General features: G+C 67.1%; 15 protein-coding genes. 5 read left to right on the top strand and 10 right to left on the bottom strand.

The window, feature by feature from the left end; all coding sequences use genetic code 11:
• Positions 1 to 21 precede the first annotated feature (21 nt).
• The 4 genes from M673_RS07855 to M673_RS07840 all read right to left on the bottom strand — a co-directional run bounded on the left by M673_RS07855 (position 22) and on the right by M673_RS07840 (position 3,205).
• On the bottom strand, positions 22 to 960 hold the full coding sequence (locus M673_RS07855) for a c-type cytochrome (protein WP_061975092.1): 939 nt from the start codon (positions 958 to 960) through the stop codon (positions 22 to 24).
• A 12-nt stretch (positions 961 to 972) separates the two neighbouring features.
• Complete coding sequence (locus tag M673_RS07850; RefSeq protein WP_061975090.1) at positions 973 to 1,416, bottom strand: c-type cytochrome; 444 nt, start codon at positions 1,414 to 1,416, stop codon at positions 973 to 975.
• 187 nt (positions 1,417 to 1,603) lie between these two features.
• Positions 1,604 to 2,206: a superoxide dismutase gene (locus tag M673_RS07845; RefSeq protein ID WP_061975088.1), complete on the bottom strand. Its 603-nt coding sequence runs from the start codon at positions 2,204 to 2,206 to the stop codon at positions 1,604 to 1,606.
• 120 nt (positions 2,207 to 2,326) lie between these two features.
• A complete protein-coding gene (locus tag M673_RS07840; RefSeq protein ID WP_061975086.1) occupies positions 2,327 to 3,205 on the bottom strand; it encodes a branched-chain amino acid aminotransferase in 879 nt (292 codons plus the stop codon).
• Between the two features lie 303 nt (positions 3,206 to 3,508).
• On the opposite strand from M673_RS07840, the gene M673_RS07835 reads away from it, so the two are divergent.
• The 5 genes from M673_RS07835 to M673_RS07815 all read left to right on the top strand — a co-directional run bounded on the left by M673_RS07835 (position 3,509) and on the right by M673_RS07815 (position 8,809).
• Entirely contained in the window at positions 3,509 to 4,228 is a 720-nt protein-coding gene (locus M673_RS07835) for a L,D-transpeptidase (RefSeq protein WP_061975084.1), read from the top strand.
• Between the two features lie 134 nt (positions 4,229 to 4,362).
• Positions 4,363 to 4,713 carry a hypothetical protein gene (locus M673_RS07830; protein WP_061975082.1) on the top strand — a complete coding sequence of 117 codons (351 nt, stop codon included), beginning with the start codon at positions 4,363 to 4,365 and terminating at the stop codon, positions 4,711 to 4,713.
• Between the two features lie 196 nt (positions 4,714 to 4,909).
• Positions 4,910 to 5,971 (top strand): magnesium transporter CorA family protein, encoded by a 1,062-nt coding sequence (locus M673_RS07825; RefSeq protein WP_061975081.1) that lies wholly within the window; start codon positions 4,910 to 4,912, stop codon positions 5,969 to 5,971.
• Between the two features lie 232 nt (positions 5,972 to 6,203).
• Complete coding sequence (locus tag M673_RS07820; protein ID WP_061975079.1) at positions 6,204 to 8,192, top strand: putative bifunctional diguanylate cyclase/phosphodiesterase; 1,989 nt, start codon at positions 6,204 to 6,206, stop codon at positions 8,190 to 8,192.
• Between the two features lie 125 nt (positions 8,193 to 8,317).
• Positions 8,318 to 8,809, top strand: a complete 492-nt coding sequence (locus M673_RS07815) for an Lrp/AsnC family transcriptional regulator (protein WP_202814298.1) — start codon at positions 8,318 to 8,320, stop codon at positions 8,807 to 8,809.
• Between the two features lie 57 nt (positions 8,810 to 8,866).
• Here the strand turns inward: M673_RS07815 and M673_RS07810 are convergent, their stop codons facing one another.
• The 6 genes from M673_RS07810 to M673_RS07785 form a co-directional block, all read right to left on the bottom strand.
• On the bottom strand, positions 8,867 to 9,718 hold the full coding sequence (locus M673_RS07810; protein ID WP_061975076.1) for a GNAT family N-acetyltransferase: 852 nt from the start codon (positions 9,716 to 9,718) through the stop codon (positions 8,867 to 8,869).
• 31 nt (positions 9,719 to 9,749) lie between these two features.
• Entirely contained in the window at positions 9,750 to 11,210 is a 1,461-nt protein-coding gene (locus tag M673_RS07805; protein ID WP_061975074.1) for an NAD-dependent succinate-semialdehyde dehydrogenase, read from the bottom strand.
• Positions 11,211 to 11,221: 11 nt separating this feature from the next.
• Entirely contained in the window at positions 11,222 to 12,697 is a 1,476-nt protein-coding gene (locus tag M673_RS07800; RefSeq protein ID WP_061975072.1) for an aldehyde dehydrogenase family protein, read from the bottom strand.
• A gap of 1 nt (position 12,698) precedes the next feature.
• Complete coding sequence (locus tag M673_RS07795; protein WP_061975069.1) at positions 12,699 to 13,802, bottom strand: NAD(P)/FAD-dependent oxidoreductase; 1,104 nt, start codon at positions 13,800 to 13,802, stop codon at positions 12,699 to 12,701.
• Between the two features lie 103 nt (positions 13,803 to 13,905).
• A complete protein-coding gene (locus M673_RS07790) occupies positions 13,906 to 14,643 on the bottom strand; it encodes a cupin domain-containing protein (RefSeq protein WP_061975067.1) in 738 nt (245 codons plus the stop codon).
• The gene (locus M673_RS07785; protein WP_061975065.1) at positions 14,640 to 15,308 is read right to left on the bottom strand and encodes a haloacid dehalogenase type II; all 669 of its coding nucleotides are present in this window, start codon (positions 15,306 to 15,308) and stop codon (positions 14,640 to 14,642) included. The genes M673_RS07790 and M673_RS07785 overlap by 4 nt, the downstream gene beginning before the upstream one ends.
• Positions 15,309 to 15,442 lie beyond the last annotated feature (134 nt).

The raw sequence follows: 15,442 nt of genomic DNA, 5'->3' as shown, positions 1-15,442 counted from the left end.
CCTCCGAAGCGCTTCGCCTCGCTACTGAGCGTCGCTTTCGATCGCCGGCACCGCCTTAAGATAGGCGGCGATGGCCTGGAGATCCTCCTTCGGCAGACGCGCCAGATTGTGCTGCACCTCGACCATCGAGCCGCCGACGCTGTCGAAATCAGGCGTGAAGCCGGTCTCGAAATAATTGACGAGATCGTCCTCGCTCCAGTCGGCGATCTCGCCGCCCGGCGTGATGTTGGGAATTCGCCCGTCGCCTTCCGGCGCCGGACCGCCCGCCAGCCAGAGAGAGGTGTCCAGCCCGCCTGCGCCACTGAGACGGCGCGGCGTGTGGCACTCCCCGCAATGGCCCGGCCCTTCCACGAGATATTGCCCGCGCCGTACCGCGTCGGACGCATCGGCGGCCAGGGTTACGACCGGCTCGGGGTTGAGGAACAGCGCCTTCCACAGGCCGAGCGAGATGCGCAAGTTGAAGGGGAACGGCAGGTCGTTGGGCGGCGCATCCGCCTGCGAGGGCGGCAACGTGCGCAGGAAAGCGTAGAGATCGGCCACGTCCGCCGGCGTCATGCGAGAATAGGACGTGTAGGGAAAGGCGGGGTAGAGATGGCGCCCCGCCGGATCGACCCCGCGCTGGAGGGCATTGGCGAAGTCGGCCAAGCTCCAGCGGCCGATCCCATGCTCAGGATCGGGCGAGATGTTGGGGCCGTGAAACGTGCCGAAGGGCGTCACCAGCGGAGGGCCGCCGGAGAGAACCGGGCGATCTGTCGCCTCGGCGCCCGGCGCTACGCTCGCTGCATGGCAGGACACGCAGCCGCCGGCCCAGAACACGCGTTCGCCCCGCCCGGCGTCGCCCGAGCCTTCCTGCGCGATGGCGGCGGGTTCGAGCCGCACGGGACGCAGGAGACTATACGCGCCGGCCACGACCACCGCGACGACGCCGGCCAAGAGCGCGAAGACCGGTCGGCGCCGCAAGAGGCGCTCCGCTCAGCGCTGCCGGAACTGCTGGTGGCAGCCCTGGCAATTGGCGGCGACCTTGGTGAAGGCCACCTTGAAACTTTCTAGATCGGCGGGCTTGGCGTCGATCGCGGCCTGCGTCTCGGTAATGAACTTGTCGTTCGCCGCCTTGAACTCGGCCGGCTTCTCCCAGATCGCGGGCGAGGCCTCGGTCTTGCCGCCGGTCTTGGAATCCTCGGGGAAGAGCGTTGCGAATTTCTTCGCGTCGTCGTTCAGCGTCTGGAACACGCCCGCCGCCACGGCGGCGTCGAAGGGCTGGCTGCCCTTGATGAGCTCGGACGCGGTGCGCGAGGCCTTGCCGTTGTTCTTCATCAACTGCTGGCGCTCGCGGATGACGCTTTCGTTCTGCGCCAATGCCGGCAGGGCGGCCGAGGCGGCGACGCAAAGTCCCACGATCAGGGCGGACAGGCGCATGGCAATCACTCCGGGCTCTCGGCCAAATGGAATCGTTCCAATTGGATGAAAGCCCGTTTTTCACCCGCCGTCCATGTGAAAGGGCGGGAGAAGGCGGAAATTTCGTCGCAACCTTCCCAGGGCAAAAGCCCCGCCTTCCAAAGGAAGACGGGGCTCGAAGCTTGGCGTATGCGGCGCTAAGCGCGGATCAGGCGGTAGCGGCCTCGTAGCGCTCCAGCACGTAATCCCAGTTCACGAGGCTGTCGACGAAGGCCTCGAGATATTTCGGGCGGGCGTTGCGGTAGTCGATGTAGTAGGAATGCTCCCAGACGTCGACGCCGAGGATCGGCTCCGCGCCGTGCACCAGCGGGTTCTCGCCGTTCGGCGTCTTGACGATCTGAAGCTTGCCGTCCTTCACCGCGACCCAGGCCCAGCCCGAACCGAACTGGCCCTTGCCCGCTTCGACGAAGTCGGTGCGGAACTTGTCGTAGCCGCCGAGATCGGAATCGAAGGCCGTCTGCAGCTTGCCCGGCAGGGACTTGCCGCCGCCGTTCGGCTTCATCCACTTCCAGAAATGGATGTGGTTGTAGTGCTGGCCGGCATTGTTGAAGAGCGGCTGGTTCTTGCCGAAGGACTGCTTCACGATCTCTTCGAGCGAGGCGTCGGCGAGGCCCGCCTCGGCGGCGAGCTTGTTGCCCATGTCGACATAGGCCTGGTGGTGCTTGTCGTGATGGTACTCCAGCGTCTCCTTCGACATGAAGGGCTGCAGCGCGTCATAGGCGTAAGGCAGTTCGGGAAGCGTGAAGGCCATGTCCGTCTCCTTGGTTGGGCCCGCGGCCACAAGTCGCGAATCGCGGGCCGCCGGGCTTACGAGCCGGGTCCTTAGCTAGGGCCTCTCGGCGCCGATGTCAGCCGCCTTGCGTTCCAAAACTCATGCTCGCGCCGCCTTTCCGTTCTCCCGGGCGAAGCGCCAGTAGAGTTCGCGTGCCCGCGCGGCGACCGGCCCCGCCTCGAAGCGGCGCTCCTCCAGCCCGACGACGGGCACGACCTTGGAATGATTGCCGGTCGAGAAGACCTCGTCCGCCGACAGGAAGTCCTCCACCGAGAGGCTGGCTTCCACCACCTCCATGCCGTCAGTGCGCAGCAACTGGATGACGCGCTGGCGCGTGATGCCGTTGAGGAACGAGCCGTTGGGAACGGGGGTGAACACCGCGCCGTCGCGCACCATGAAGATGTTGGACGTGCCGGTTTCCGCGACATTGCCGATCGTGTCGCGCACCAGCGCGTTGTCGAAGCCGCGCCGCTTGGCTTCCAAGATCGCTCGTGCGTTGTTGGGATAAAGGCAGCCGGCCTTGGCAAGCGTCGGCATGGTCTCGGGCGTCGGGCGGCGAAACGGCGAGACGCCCAGCGAAAACCCGGCCGGCGCGATCATGGGCGATTCGTAGAGGCAAAGGCAGAAGCGCGTCGTCTCGGGGTCGGCGGGCACGCCCATGTAGCCGCCGTCCTCGGCCCAGTACATCGGACGGATGTAGACCGCCGTCTCGCCGCTGAAATTTCCCAGCCCTTCATGCGTCAGCCGGACGATCTCGGCCGGCGCCATCTTCGGGCTGAGGCCCAGCGCCTCGGCCGAGCGGTTGACCCGCGCGGCGTGCAGATCGAGATCAGGCGCCAGCCCCTCGAACCAGCGCGCCCCGTCGAAAACCGACGAGCCAAGCCAAAGCACGTGCGAGCGCGGCCCGACCAGACCGGGATTGCCTTCCAGCCACTGGCCGTCGAAAAAGGTGAAGGTGCGCGAAAAACCGTCTGCCATGGGTCTGCCTTTCACTCGGGGCCCGGCGTCGGCGCGCCGTCAATCCTGCCGGCCGTTTTCTACAACCCGAACCGTCCCCTGTCACACCGCTCCCCTGTTACATGGAAGCCGCACTCGAAGCCCGCACGTAGCCCCGCCTCGTCCACGCCGCGGGCTTGCCGCAATGCCGGTCGCAATTGGCTTCAGGCGCGTTTCATGGAACGAACCGCCCGGTTCGACGTTGATGCGCAACGACAACAACCAGGGCCGGAGGCCCGAAGGCTTCATAGAAAGCCGACCTCCGTCCCCCTTCCCGGCTGGACGATGACACAAAATCCCTTTTCCCGCCCCGTGCCTCGCCGCGCGGTTCTCTCTGGCCTTGGCCTCGGCGCCCTTGCGACGCTGACAGGCTGCGTGAGTTCGCCCCGCGCGCAGATCGCCGACCTTTCCGCCTTTGGCGGCCTTCCCGGCAACATCCCCCCGGAATACGCGACGGCCTATGGCCCGATCTCCGACGGCGGCTACGAGATCCCGCCGATCGACCTGAAGCGGATGAACGTTCAGTTCCTGCGCCGGCAGGTCGCTTATACCGGGCCGGAAGCGCCGGGCACCATCATCATCGATACGCCGACGCGCTACGCCTATCTGATCCAGCCGGGCGGCACGGCCATGCGATACGGCGTCGGCATCGGCCGCGAGGGCTTCGCCTGGGAAGGGCGCGCCCGCGTACAGTTCAAGCGCGAATGGCCGCGCTGGACGCCCCCCAACGAGATGATCGACCGCCAGCCCGAGCTCGAGATGTATCGCGGGGTGGGCATGGACCCCGGCCTCAAGAACCCGCTGGGCGCCCGCGCGCTCTACCTTTTCCAGAACGGGCAGGACACGCTCTACCGCCTGCACGGCACGCCGGAATGGTGGACGATCGGCAAGGCCGTCTCGTCTGGCTGCGTGCGCTTCATGAACCACGACATCATCGATCTCTACAATCGCGCCGACCAGGGCGCGACGGTGATCGTGAACCAGCCGGGCGGCGCGACGGTCTGATCTCGGGCTCCTGACGATCGCTATTTTCGCGAGGCTGCGCCGAAACGCGCGGCCTCGTTCCCCGTTGCACCGCGCTCCGCGCGCTGACACTGTGGCGCGCCGACCGGCCCGTCCAACCCGTTCAGAGTTTTCCCATGTCCGACCTTTACGACCGCCTTAGCGCATCGGCCTCCCTCACGCCCGAAACGGCGCGCGAGGCCGTTGGCAACATCCTTGCCTTCCTGCGCTCGCAGAGCGACGACCCCGCCGTCGAGACCATGATCGCTGAGACGCCCGGCGCCGATGAGGCGATCGGCGCGGCCGGCGACACGGAGTTCGGCGGCGGCATCATGGCGCTCGGCGCCAAGCTCATGGGCCTCGGCCTGGACATGGGCCAGATCCGCACCGTCGGAGAAGAGCTCGTGGCCTTCTCCAAGGCACACACGGATGAGGCGACGGTCTCGCGCGCCATCGCTTCGGTCCCCGCGCTCGCGCCATTCATCTGATACAATTGCGTCGTATCGGAAGGCGGCGGCTTGCGCGAAGCCGCCGCCTTCCGAGGCTCGCCGAGAAAGTCGGTGGCGCATGGACGCGCCGCGGAGCTATATCGCCGTCGCGAAGCGCGCCGTTCCGCCGTGGCGGCGGCGCTCACGCCGTCTCGGACCACCCGACGAAATGCGTGCGATGCAAGGATAGTGGCTCATGATCGATGCCTACACGGTGTTCGGCTCTCAGGTTCGCCGCCATGGAGCCGTGCGGGCCGACGAGATTCCGCCCGAAGCCGTGTGGCTGGACATGCGCAACCCGACGCCTGAAGAGGAAAAGGCGATCGAGGAACTGTGTGGCCTCGAAGTTCCAACGCGCGAGGAGATGCGCGAGATCGAGGTGTCGAGCCGTCTTTATTCCGAGGACGGCGGAGACTTCATGACCGCGTCGATCGTCTACGGGCTGGACGAGGGCAAGCCCGATTTCGGCCCCGTCACGTTCATTCTGGCTGGCCCCCGCCTTCTGACGCTGCGCTACACCAACCCTCGCTCCTTCCAGATTTTCTCGACCAAGCTCTGCCGCGAAGGCAATGCCGATGGCGGCAAGAGCGGCCATCTGCCGAGCCCCGACCATTACGGCCCGCCGCCGGCGCCCCCCAAGCCCTCGCGCACCAAGGGACCGACCGCCGATTCGATCGCCGTCGGCCTTCTGGAAACCGTGGTGGACCGCATGGCCGACATGCTGGAGCAGATCGCGACCGATCTCGATCGGATTGGCACCGACATCTTCCGCTCCTCCGACACCAACACGCCGACCGCGACCGCCGACTTCAAGCAGCTTCTGAAGCGCCTCGGCGCGGCGGGCGACCTGTCGTCGCGCACGCGGGAAAGCTTGGCCACGATGGACCGGCTCCTGCCCTTCCTGTCGCTGGTGATGGACCGCCGCAAGCCGCAGAAGGAGCTGAAGCTGCGGGTGAAGGCCATGGCGCGCGACGTCGCCTCGCTCAACGACTTCGTGTCCTTCCTGTCCAACAAGACGACCTTCCTGCTCGACACCACGGTCGGCATGATCTCGATCGAGCAGAACGCGATCATCAAGATTTTCTCGGTCGCCGCCGTGGGCTTCATGCCGCCGACCCTCGTCGCTTCGATCTACGGCATGAACTTCGAGCATATGCCCGAGCTGAAATGGGCGCTGGGCTACCCGATGGCGCTGCTCATCATGGTGCTCTCGGCGCTGCTGCCTCTGATGTATTTCCGCCATAAGAAGTGGCTCTGAAGGCGGGGCCGTGCCGGGGAAGATGCGCAGGACGATCGATCCAAACCGCCACGACTTTCCGTAAGGAATACGAAGCATATTGCGCAGCGACCTTAGCATAGTTTTGGAAGCTGGAAGTGACGGCGAACGGCTATCTGTCGCTCGTTTCTCCTCTCGATGTCAAAACCTTGACGAGCGCGTATAGGACTCTTTCAACGATCCTGTCGCATGCTTCCCTTAGTAGGGGAAAGACATGCGGCTTCTCACCGTCCTGGCAGACGACCATACGTTCGGATCTTTTCTCGTCGGTGCGGCCCTTTGTGCCTTCGGATCGACGATTGCCATATCGCTTGCGCAGCATGCCTATGAAGCCAAGCAGTGCGCGCGCTCGGGATGGCTGTCCCTGGCCTCGCTCTATGCCGGGGCGATGATCTGGGCGACCTACTTCATCGTCACCCTCGGCGTTCGGCCGGAGATGGGCCTCACGCTCAATCCTCTTTCCACCATAGGCTCCGCAGCGGTCGCGATTGTCGGAACAGCACTCGGGCTTGGCGTGACGATCCGCTCCCGGAGCCTGGGCCCGGCCTTTATCGGCGCGACGCTTCTGGGGCTGTCGATCCCGGCCATGCATCACACCAGCTTGATCGGGCATCAGGTCGGGGGCTTGGTGATCTGGCATAAAGGCCAGCTTCTTCTTTCGATCGCGCTTCCCATCCTGTTCTGGTTTCTGGCCATCATGGCCCTGCGCACTTGGCGCAAGACGCGCATTCCATCGATCCTCTGCGCGATCCTCGCCATCTTGGCCTCTCATGCCGCCTTGGTTTCGGCTTTGGAGGTCGTGCCCTTGGCAGGTGCTACGGCGCCCGACGAGGTCGTGCGTCTGGCGACAACGATGGCCGTCGCCATGGTCGCCTTACTGCTCGTCGCAACCGGGATCGCCTGCTATCTCATCGACGAGCGCTTGGCGCAAAGATTCAACCGGCGGCTGTTCAACCCGGCGTTCCGGGACGCGCTGACCGGCCTGCCGAACCGCTACGTTTTGATGGCGCACCTGTCGGAGGCTTTCGCCAGCGATCGCTGGTTCAAGCTGCTCCTTGTCGATCTCGACCATTTCAAGCTCGTCAATTCGAACCACGGCAAGAGGGTCGGGGACGCGGTTCTGATCGAGGTCGCGAACCGGTTGCGGCACTTGGCGGGCTCCGATGCCCTGGTGTTCCGTGTCGGCGGGGACGAGATGGCGATGCTCGTCTTCGGGAAGCGAGACAACGCGCTGCAGATGGGCGACGACGTGGTGATCGCCCTGCGCTCGCCCTATGCCATCAAGGGCCAGGTGCTGACCCTCGGATGCAATGTCGGCCATTGCGCATCGGACAATGCGCGAACGCCCGATGAACTCATGCAATTGGCCGACGCGGCCCTGCGCGATTCCAAACGTCGCGGCAGCAATCAGGTGTCCCGCTACACCAAGGGACTGATCGAGGCCCTGGCGGACCGCACCCAGCGTGAACTCGACCTCAAGACTGCCCTGGACGAGCGCCAGTTCGTTCTCGCCTATCAGCCGCTGGTGGACATCCACACGCGGTCGCCCATCGGCAACGAGGCGCTGATCCGCTGGAACCATCCTCAGCATGGCCCGATCTCACCGGCCGAGTTCATTCCGCTGGCCGAGGAAACCGGCATGATCCTGCCGATCGGAAAATGGGTGCTGGAAGAGGCGTGCCGCGCGGCGGCGGGCTGGCCGATCCATCAGCATGTCGCCGTCAACGTCTCGGCGCTGCAGTTCCGCTCGCCCATGTTCATGACCCATGTCGCCCAGGCCCTCGCGGACAGCGGCCTCCCGGCGGCGCGGCTCGAGGTCGAACTCACGGAAACTGCCATCGTCTCGGATGAGAAACAGCTCGCCCATGTTCTGAAAGACCTGCGCGCGCTCGGCGTAAAAATCTCGATGGACGATTTCGGGACCGGCTATTCCTCGCTGTCGCATTTGCGCGATCTGCCGCTCGACCGAGTCAAGATCGACCGCAGCTTCGTCGCCGCCGCTTCGAGCGACCGCAATTCCATGGCCGTGCTGCGCGCAGTGACTCAGCTCGGGCGGGACATGGGCATCGCGACGCTCGGCGAGGGCGTCGAGACGGAGGAGCAGTTTCACATTCTGAAGGAACTCGGCTGCGACGCGGTGCAGGGCTATCTCACGGGCCGGCCCGAGGTGCCAAAGACATGGAGAGCCAACGTCGCGGCCTGACCTTGCCCGCCAGCCGCTCGCTAGGCTGTTCACCTCAAGGGCGGATTGCGCTATCGGCAGGAGCGGCTTTCCGCAAGGGATGCCCTCCCCCGCAGCGCGAGGACGACGACGTGAGCCAGGCCCCCATCAAGCTCGACCGGATCGACATGAAGATCCTGATCGAGCTGCAGAAGAACGGTCGCATGACGAACGTGACGCTGGCGGACGCGGTGGGCCTGTCGGCAAGCCCCTGCCTGTTCCGCGTCAAGCGGCTGGAGCAGAGCGGCTACATCACCGGCTATGGAGCCCATGTCGCCCTGCCCAAGCTCGGCGAAACGGTGACCGTGTTCACCGAAATCACGCTGACCGGCCACACGCGCGAGTATTTCCAGCGCTTCGAGCAGACGTTGCGCGGCGTCGAGGAAGCGATGGAGTGCCATCTCGTGTCGGGCGGCTACGACTATCTCGTGAAATTCGTCACGCGCGGCCTGCCGCATTATCAGGACGTGATCGAAGCGCTTCTGGAGCGCAACATCGGCATCGCGAAATATTTCAGCTACATCGTCCTGCGCACGCCGATCAGCCGGAGCGAACTGCCGCTGGACACGCTGTTCGGCGAGGCCGTGCGCCCCAACTGAAAGAGGCGGGGTCTCCCCCGCCTTCCCGATCCTCGCTGCATGAGCCGCGATGTCGCCTCAGCCCAGCGCCTGATTGGTCAGCGTGAAGAGCCGCGCCGGCCCGGTCTGGGGCGCGGGGCCGCGTGTCATCTGCACGACGCGGTCGACCTGCGCGAGGCCGCAGCCTTCCACGAAATCCACGAAGGCGCCTTCGCGCTCGGGCGTGTCCATGCGCAGGAAGGCGCCGTCATGCGTCTTCACATGCGGGCTGGCGAGCGCGATCGCATCCTCCACCGACTGGGCGACCAGCGGGCCGACCACATGGCCGCGCCCGAAGGGCCGGCACACGGCATAGCCCCGGATCGCGCCGCCTTCCTCGATCACCGTGGCCTCGCCGACGCGTCGAAGGGCGGCCAGCATGCGGTTGCGATCGCCGCCATAGGCCTCGGCGTCCAGGGCCACGATGGCATCCCAATCACCCTCCCGAGTCGGGCGAACGCTGGCATTCTCCACCGCCGGGCCGGCCGAGGCCGTGCCCTGGTACTGCGTAATCGTGGCCGTCGGGCGAAAACCCTCCGACTCGTAGAGGCGCTGGCCGGCGGCGGTGGCGACGAGGCGGATGGTCCGCTCGCCTGCCGCCTCGAAAAGCTGGCGCATCATGCGCCGGCCTGTGCCCTTGCCCTGAAGACGGGGCGAAACGATCACCATGCCGATGGTCGCGAGCTTGTCGCCGAAGGGCCACCACATGGCCGAGCCCATGACGCGGCCGCCCTCGTCGGTGGCCACGAGACCGTGGCCGACCTCGTGCGCCAGCCGCCAGTCATCCGGGCGGTGCGGCCAGCGGACCTCGACCGACAAGCCGTGGGCGGCTTCGATGTCGCCGGGCTCCATCGGCCTGATTTCGGATAGGTCGATCATCGACTTGGTCATGGCGTGTCCGCTCATAGCTGGGACGGCGGGCTCAGAACCCGCCCATGTGAAACGACTTCATCTCGAGATATTCGTCGATCCCGTAGGCCGAGCCTTCGCGGCCGAGGCCCGACTGCTTGACGCCGCCGAAGGGCGCGGCGTCCATGCCGACGGCGCCGGTGTTGAGGCCGACCATGCCGAACTCCAGCGCCTCGCCGACGCGCCATGCCCGGCCGATGTCGCTCGTGTAGAAATACGAGGCGAGGCCGAAGGGCGTGGCGTTGGCGATCTCGACCGCCTCCTCTTCCCGCTCGAAGCGCATCAGCGGCGCGAGCGGGCCGAAGGTCTCCTCGCTGGCGAGCAGCATCGACGTGTCCGCCCCGGTTAGGACCACAGGCGCGACGAAGCGCCCCTTGGTCGACACCGCGCCTTCGTTGGCGATGCGCGCGCCCTTGGCGAGCGCGTCTTCCAGATGGCGGGTGACCTTCTCTGCGGCCGCATCGTTGATCAGCGGGCCGATGGTGACGCCCGCCTCGAAGCCGTTGCCGAGGCGAAGCTTCGCCGCGGCTTCCGAGAGGCGCGCGGCGAAGCGATCGTAGATCCCGTCCTGCACCAGGATGCGGTTGGCGCAGACGCAGGTCTGGCCGGCATTGCGGAATTTCGAGGCCATGGCACCGGCGACGGCCAGTTCCAGATCGGCGTCGTCGAAGACGATGAAGGGGGCGTTGCCGCCGAGCTCCAGCGACAGGCGCTTGAGGGTCGGGGCCGACTGTTCCATGAGAAGCCGCCCGACCGGGGTTGAGCCGGTGAAGGAGAGCTTGCGCACGGTCTCGTTGCCGGTCATCTCGCCGCCGATCGGCCGGGCCTGGCCGGTGACGACGCTGAACACACCCTTGGGCACGCCCGCCCGCTCGGCCAGCACGGCCAGGGCCAGCGCCGAATAGGGCGTCAGATCGGACGGCTTCACCACGATCGGGCAGCCGGCGGCGAAGGCCGGGGCGGCCTTGCGGGTGATCATCGCGATCGGGAAGTTCCAGGGCGTGACGGCAGCGCAGACGCCGACCGGCTCGCGCAGAACCAGGATGCGCCGGTCTCCCGTCGGGCCGACGAAGACATCGCCATAGATGCGCCGGGCTTCCTCGGAGAACCATTTGGCGAAGCTCGCGCCATAGGCGACCTCGCCCTTGGCCTCGGCGAGCGGCTTGCCCTGCTCGGCCGTCATGATGGCGGCGAGATCGTCCGCATGGGCGAGCATCAGGTCGTTCCAGCGCTCCAGAATGGCGGCGCGCTCGTTGGGCGAGGTGCGGCGCCAGGCGGGGAACGCGGCTTCCGCCGCTTCGATCGCGGCGCGCGTTTCGGCCGCGCCGCAGTCGGGCACGGTGCCGATCACCTCGCCGGTGGCGGGGTCGGTGACCTCGATCGTCGCGCCGCTCGCCGCGCCCGCCCATTCGCCGGCGATGAAGGCCTCCTGGCGCAGAAGCGACGGGTCGGAGAGCTGGTCCTTAGTGAACATCGGAAACCTCCTCAGAATTCGATCAGCACGCTCTTGTGCCGCTGGTTGGCCTCGAAGGCCGCGCGGCCCAAATCCTTGCCGATGCCGGAGCGCTTAAAGCCGCCGGTCGGAATGGCGAAGTCGGCGGTGCGTCCGTATCGGTTGATCCAGACGGTGCCGGCGGGAATGCCTCGCATGGCGCGCATGGCCTTGCCAAGATCGCAGGTGTGGACACCGGCAGCCAGACCGTAGTCGGGATGGTCGGCGAGCGCGATGCCCTCCGCCTCGGTCTCGAAGCTCTGCACGGTCAGAACCGGTCCGAAGACCTCCTCGCGCACGGCCGGCATGTCGGGCGTGACGTCGGTCAGGATGGTCGGCTGATAGAAGGCGCCTTCGTTGCGGTCCGCCATCGGCGCGCCGCCGACGAGCGCGGTCGCGCCGGCCTCCAGCGTGCGGCGCACGATGTCGTCGACGCGCTCCATCTGCCGGCGCGAGATGAGGGGCGCGAAGCTCGTTTCAGCCTCCCAGGTCGGGCCGGGGCGGATGTCGCGGAAGCGCCGCGCCAGGGCCTCCAGCATCGGCGCCTCCACGCCGCGCTGCACGATGAGGCGCGATCCGGCGACACAGACCTGGCCGCCATTGTAGAGGATAGAGCCGGAGACATGCCCGGCCGTGCGCTCGATATCGGCAATGTCGGCGAAGACGAGCTGCGGGCTCTTGCCGCCGAGTTCCAGCGTCACCGGCTTGGTGCCGCTTTCGGCGCTGGCGCGCATGATGGCGGCGCCCGTCGCGGTGGAGCCGGTGAAGGAGATCTTGGCGATCAGGGGATGGCGGCAGAGCGCGTCGCCCGTGCGCCGTCCGTCGCCCTGCACGACATTGAAGATGCCGGCCGGAATACCGGCCTCGATCGCGAGCTCGGCGAGGCGAACGGTGGAGAAGGGCGTCATCTCCGAGGGCTTCACCACCACGGCATTGCCCGCTGCCATGGCAGCGCCGGCCTTCCAGGACACCATGGAGAGCGGGAAGTTCCACGGCGTGATGGCCGCGACGACGCCGTAGGGCTCGGCGATGATGAGGCCGAGATGATCGGCGCGCGTGGCCGCGACCTCGCCGCCCGACTTGTCGGCATATTCGGCGAAGAAGCGAAACGCCTCCGCCGTCGCCGGCACATCATAGGCCATGGCGGCGGTGATCGGGCGTGTCGAGGACACCGCCTCCAGGCGGCCGAGTTCCTCGCCCTTGGCCTCGATCAGGTCGGCGAAGCGGCGCAGAAGGCGGGCGCGATCGCGCGGTGCCATCGTGCCCCAGCCCGAGGCGCGCTGCGCCCGATGCGCGTTCTCGACGGCGCGCGCCACGATCGCGGCATCGGCCACCGGCAGGTCGGCCACCACCCGCTCGTCGGACGGGCGCACGAAGGGCAGCGTATCGACGCCCTCGCTCACCAGCTCGCCGCCGATGAAATGGCCGTTGGGAAGGCGAACGGAGGCGGGATCGAAGGACAGGCTCATCTCAGTATCCCGCCGCCCAATGCTTCAGCGACTCGGCGCTTTCGGCACCGTCGAACATGCCGGCGACGCGCTCCCCCACCAGTGGGCCGAACTTGAACATCTGCCCGTCGCAATCGGTGATGACGAGCCCCTTGCCCGCCGCCTCGAAGCGGAAGCGCCGGTCGGGCGAGAGCACGTAATAGCCGAGCTGCAGGCGCAGCGGCCGATAGGCCTCGGCCTTGCGCAGATAAGGCACGAACGGCTGGAAGATGGCCTGCGACTCCGCCTCGAAGTCGGACGCGAAGCCCTCGACATCGGGCCGGGCGCGGCGGCGGTGGTTGCTGTAGCCGATCTTGAGGCCGGCGCCGCGCCGGTCGGGAAGCGTGTAGCCGGTGTGGTCGCCGAGCGTGACGATGGGCGGCGCGTCGCGCCAAGCCTCGGCATAGTCCTGCGGCGGGTCGATATAGAGCAGCGCCTGGCGATAGGCCGGGGCCTCGCCAAACTGCTCGGGCATCAGGCCGGGAAGCCAGGCGCCGGCCGCCACCACCAGCCGGTCACCATTGATCTCGCTGCCGTCCTCGCGCCAGGCGCGCGCCGCGTCCGGCTCGACGCGGGCGATGCGGCAGTTCTCCTCCAGCGTCGCGCCGTTGCAGCGCAGCCAATCGGCAAGGCCCGCCACGATGCGGTCGGCAAAGAGCGGCCCGGCCGGCTCGGCCACGACGCCCCAGGCGGCCTCGGGAAGGATCAGCTGCGGGCAGCGCTCCTCGACGCCGGCCTTGTCCAGCACCTCATGCGGAATGCCGGCTTCGCGAAAGCTCGCCAGAGTCTTGGCAGCATAGTCGCCGGGCTCCAGCGAGATCGAGATCGCGCCGGTGTTCTCGAAATGCGTTTCGCCGAGATCGGCCCAGAGCCGGTCCCAGGCCTCGAAGGCCGGGGCCACCATGCGGGCATAGCCGGTGGCCGCGCCATAGTGCGGCCGAATCATGCGATGGCGATCGACCGAAGCGCCCTCGGGATTCGGGATCGGCCCCTGGTCGATCACGTGCACCTCGTGGCCGCGCTTCAGAAGCGCGCGGGCGATCGAGAGACCGACGATCCCTCCCCCGATGATGACGGCACGACTCATGGGACACTCCAGGCTCTGGCGCCGCCATGGCGAAGCCCGGCGGCAGAAGGGGAGAGAGCCGGGCGGCGACGGGAGGACGCCGTCCGGTCGATGGTCGGCGCGGTCAGGCCGGGCGATGGATGGCGTAGACCTTAGAGACATGCTCGCGGCTGTCCCAGGAGCAGGACGCGCCGGCTTCGACCAGGAAGATGTCGCCCTTGCGGAACGTCCCTTCCCGCCCGGCCTCGTCCACGAAGGTCACGGAGCCGGCCAGGAGATGCATCAGTTCGTAATGGCGGTAGACCATGGGCAGGCGGTGATAGGGCGTGGAATCCCAGGTGCCGCAGACGAACTCGCCGTCGCCGGAGCGATAGTCCGTGTGGTTGCGGCAGCTCGGCGTTTCGCCGACCAGCAGCGCGGCGAGCGGCGGGTTCGACGCCTCGAGCTTGGCCGTCTCGTCGATCGGCACGATGCCGTTCACTGAGCCACCGCCATTGGAGTAGGTCACGGCGAGAAGCGATGCCCCGCTGCCGGTGCTCCAGCGAAAGCGCGCGCCCTTGGCGAGAACGAGGCTGCGCCCTTCGGCGAGGTCCACCGTGCGTCCGTCCGCGTCGGTGAAGCTCACCTCGCCCTCGGCGGCGATGACGAACTCGTCCGCCGCAAGGGAGGCCACCTCGCCCGAGCCGGCCGGCAGGTCGATCGCGGCGACGGTGACGGCGCCCTTCTCGATCGGCAGCAGGCGGCGGGCGGACAGGAAGGCGTCGCCATCCGGCGCCACGGCGGTGCCGGCCTTGCGATCGCCCGCGAAGGCGCGAAGGTCGTGGAACGTGCGCTGGCTCGCGCTCTGAGCCAGCGCGCTCACAGGCCCAGAAGCCCAGGCAGGCCGCGAATGTCGGCGATCTCGTGCGTGGAGTATTTCGGGTTGGACGGTTCGTGGCCGCGATTGACGAAGACCCGCGCGCCGAAATGCATGTCATGGGCGGTCATCAGGTCGTAGCGGAACGAGGAGGAGCAGTGCATTACCTCCTCCGGGCGGGCGCCGAGCTTGTCGAGCATATACTCGAAGCCTTTCATCTGCGGCTTGTAGGCGCCGGTCTCCTCCGCCGTGATGACGGCGTGGAAGGGCGCGCCGATCTTCTCGATCGAGGGCGGGATGAGATCCACCATGGAATTGGTGAGGCCGACGATCGGGAACTCCTTGGCGACGCGGGCGAGCGCTTCGGGCACGTCGGGATGCGGGCCCCAGGTCGGCACAGCGGCATAGACCGCGTCCGTGTCGGAATCGCTATAGGCGACGCCGTTCAGCTTGCAGGTGCGCTGCAGGGCATTGGCGACCACATCCTTGTAGGGCTTCCAGGCGCCCAGGACCTCGTCCAGACGGAAGGAGGAGAAGTCCGCGATAAAGCGGTCCATCGCTTCGGGGGCGACGCGGTCGGCATAGAGCGCGCGGGCGACGGGGGCCATCTCGAAATAGATGAGCGTGCCGTAGCAGTCGAAGGTGATGAACTTGGGGGCGAAGCGGGCCATCTGATCTCTCTTCGGAAGGCGGCGGGGCGGATGGGAAGAGCATAGGCCTGCCCGCAGCGGATCGCGCCGGGCAGCCCGCGCCTTTTCGCGCCGTTCCTATCGTTCTCCGCCGCGCGCTCAGCATGTCCTGCTGC

Origin of the sequence: Aureimonas sp. AU20, from assembly GCF_001442755.1 — a bacterium.
Lineage (GTDB): Bacteria > Pseudomonadota > Alphaproteobacteria > Rhizobiales > Rhizobiaceae > Aureimonas.
Note: the sequence above shows the minus strand (reverse complement) of the source record. Positions and strands in the feature narration are given on the sequence as shown.

What these genes read in the sequence shown, in the direction of transcription:
- M673_RS07805 (WP_061975074.1), bottom strand. Translation starts at nt 11,210, where the DNA reads ATGTTCACTAAGGACCAGCTCTCCGACCCGTCGCTTCTGCGCCAGGAG.
- M673_RS07850 (WP_061975090.1), bottom strand. Translation starts at nt 1,416, where the DNA reads ATGCGCCTGTCCGCCCTGATCGTGGGACTTTGCGTCGCCGCCTCGGCC.
- M673_RS07845 (WP_061975088.1), bottom strand. Translation starts at nt 2,206, where the DNA reads ATGGCCTTCACGCTTCCCGAACTGCCTTACGCCTATGACGCGCTGCAG.
- M673_RS07835 (WP_061975084.1), top strand. Translation starts at nt 3,509, where the DNA reads ATGACACAAAATCCCTTTTCCCGCCCCGTGCCTCGCCGCGCGGTTCTC.
- M673_RS07825 (WP_061975081.1), top strand. Translation starts at nt 4,910, where the DNA reads ATGATCGATGCCTACACGGTGTTCGGCTCTCAGGTTCGCCGCCATGGA.
- M673_RS07810 (WP_061975076.1), bottom strand. Translation starts at nt 9,718, where the DNA reads ATGACCAAGTCGATGATCGACCTATCCGAAATCAGGCCGATGGAGCCC.
- M673_RS07800 (WP_061975072.1), bottom strand. Translation starts at nt 12,697, where the DNA reads ATGAGCCTGTCCTTCGATCCCGCCTCCGTTCGCCTTCCCAACGGCCAT.
- M673_RS07785 (WP_061975065.1), bottom strand. Translation starts at nt 15,308, where the DNA reads ATGGCCCGCTTCGCCCCCAAGTTCATCACCTTCGACTGCTACGGCACG.
- M673_RS07820 (WP_061975079.1), top strand. Translation starts at nt 6,204, where the DNA reads ATGCGGCTTCTCACCGTCCTGGCAGACGACCATACGTTCGGATCTTTT.
- M673_RS07840 (WP_061975086.1), bottom strand. Translation starts at nt 3,205, where the DNA reads ATGGCAGACGGTTTTTCGCGCACCTTCACCTTTTTCGACGGCCAGTGG.
- M673_RS07795 (WP_061975069.1), bottom strand. Translation starts at nt 13,802, where the DNA reads ATGAGTCGTGCCGTCATCATCGGGGGAGGGATCGTCGGTCTCTCGATC.
- M673_RS07830 (WP_061975082.1), top strand. Translation starts at nt 4,363, where the DNA reads ATGTCCGACCTTTACGACCGCCTTAGCGCATCGGCCTCCCTCACGCCC.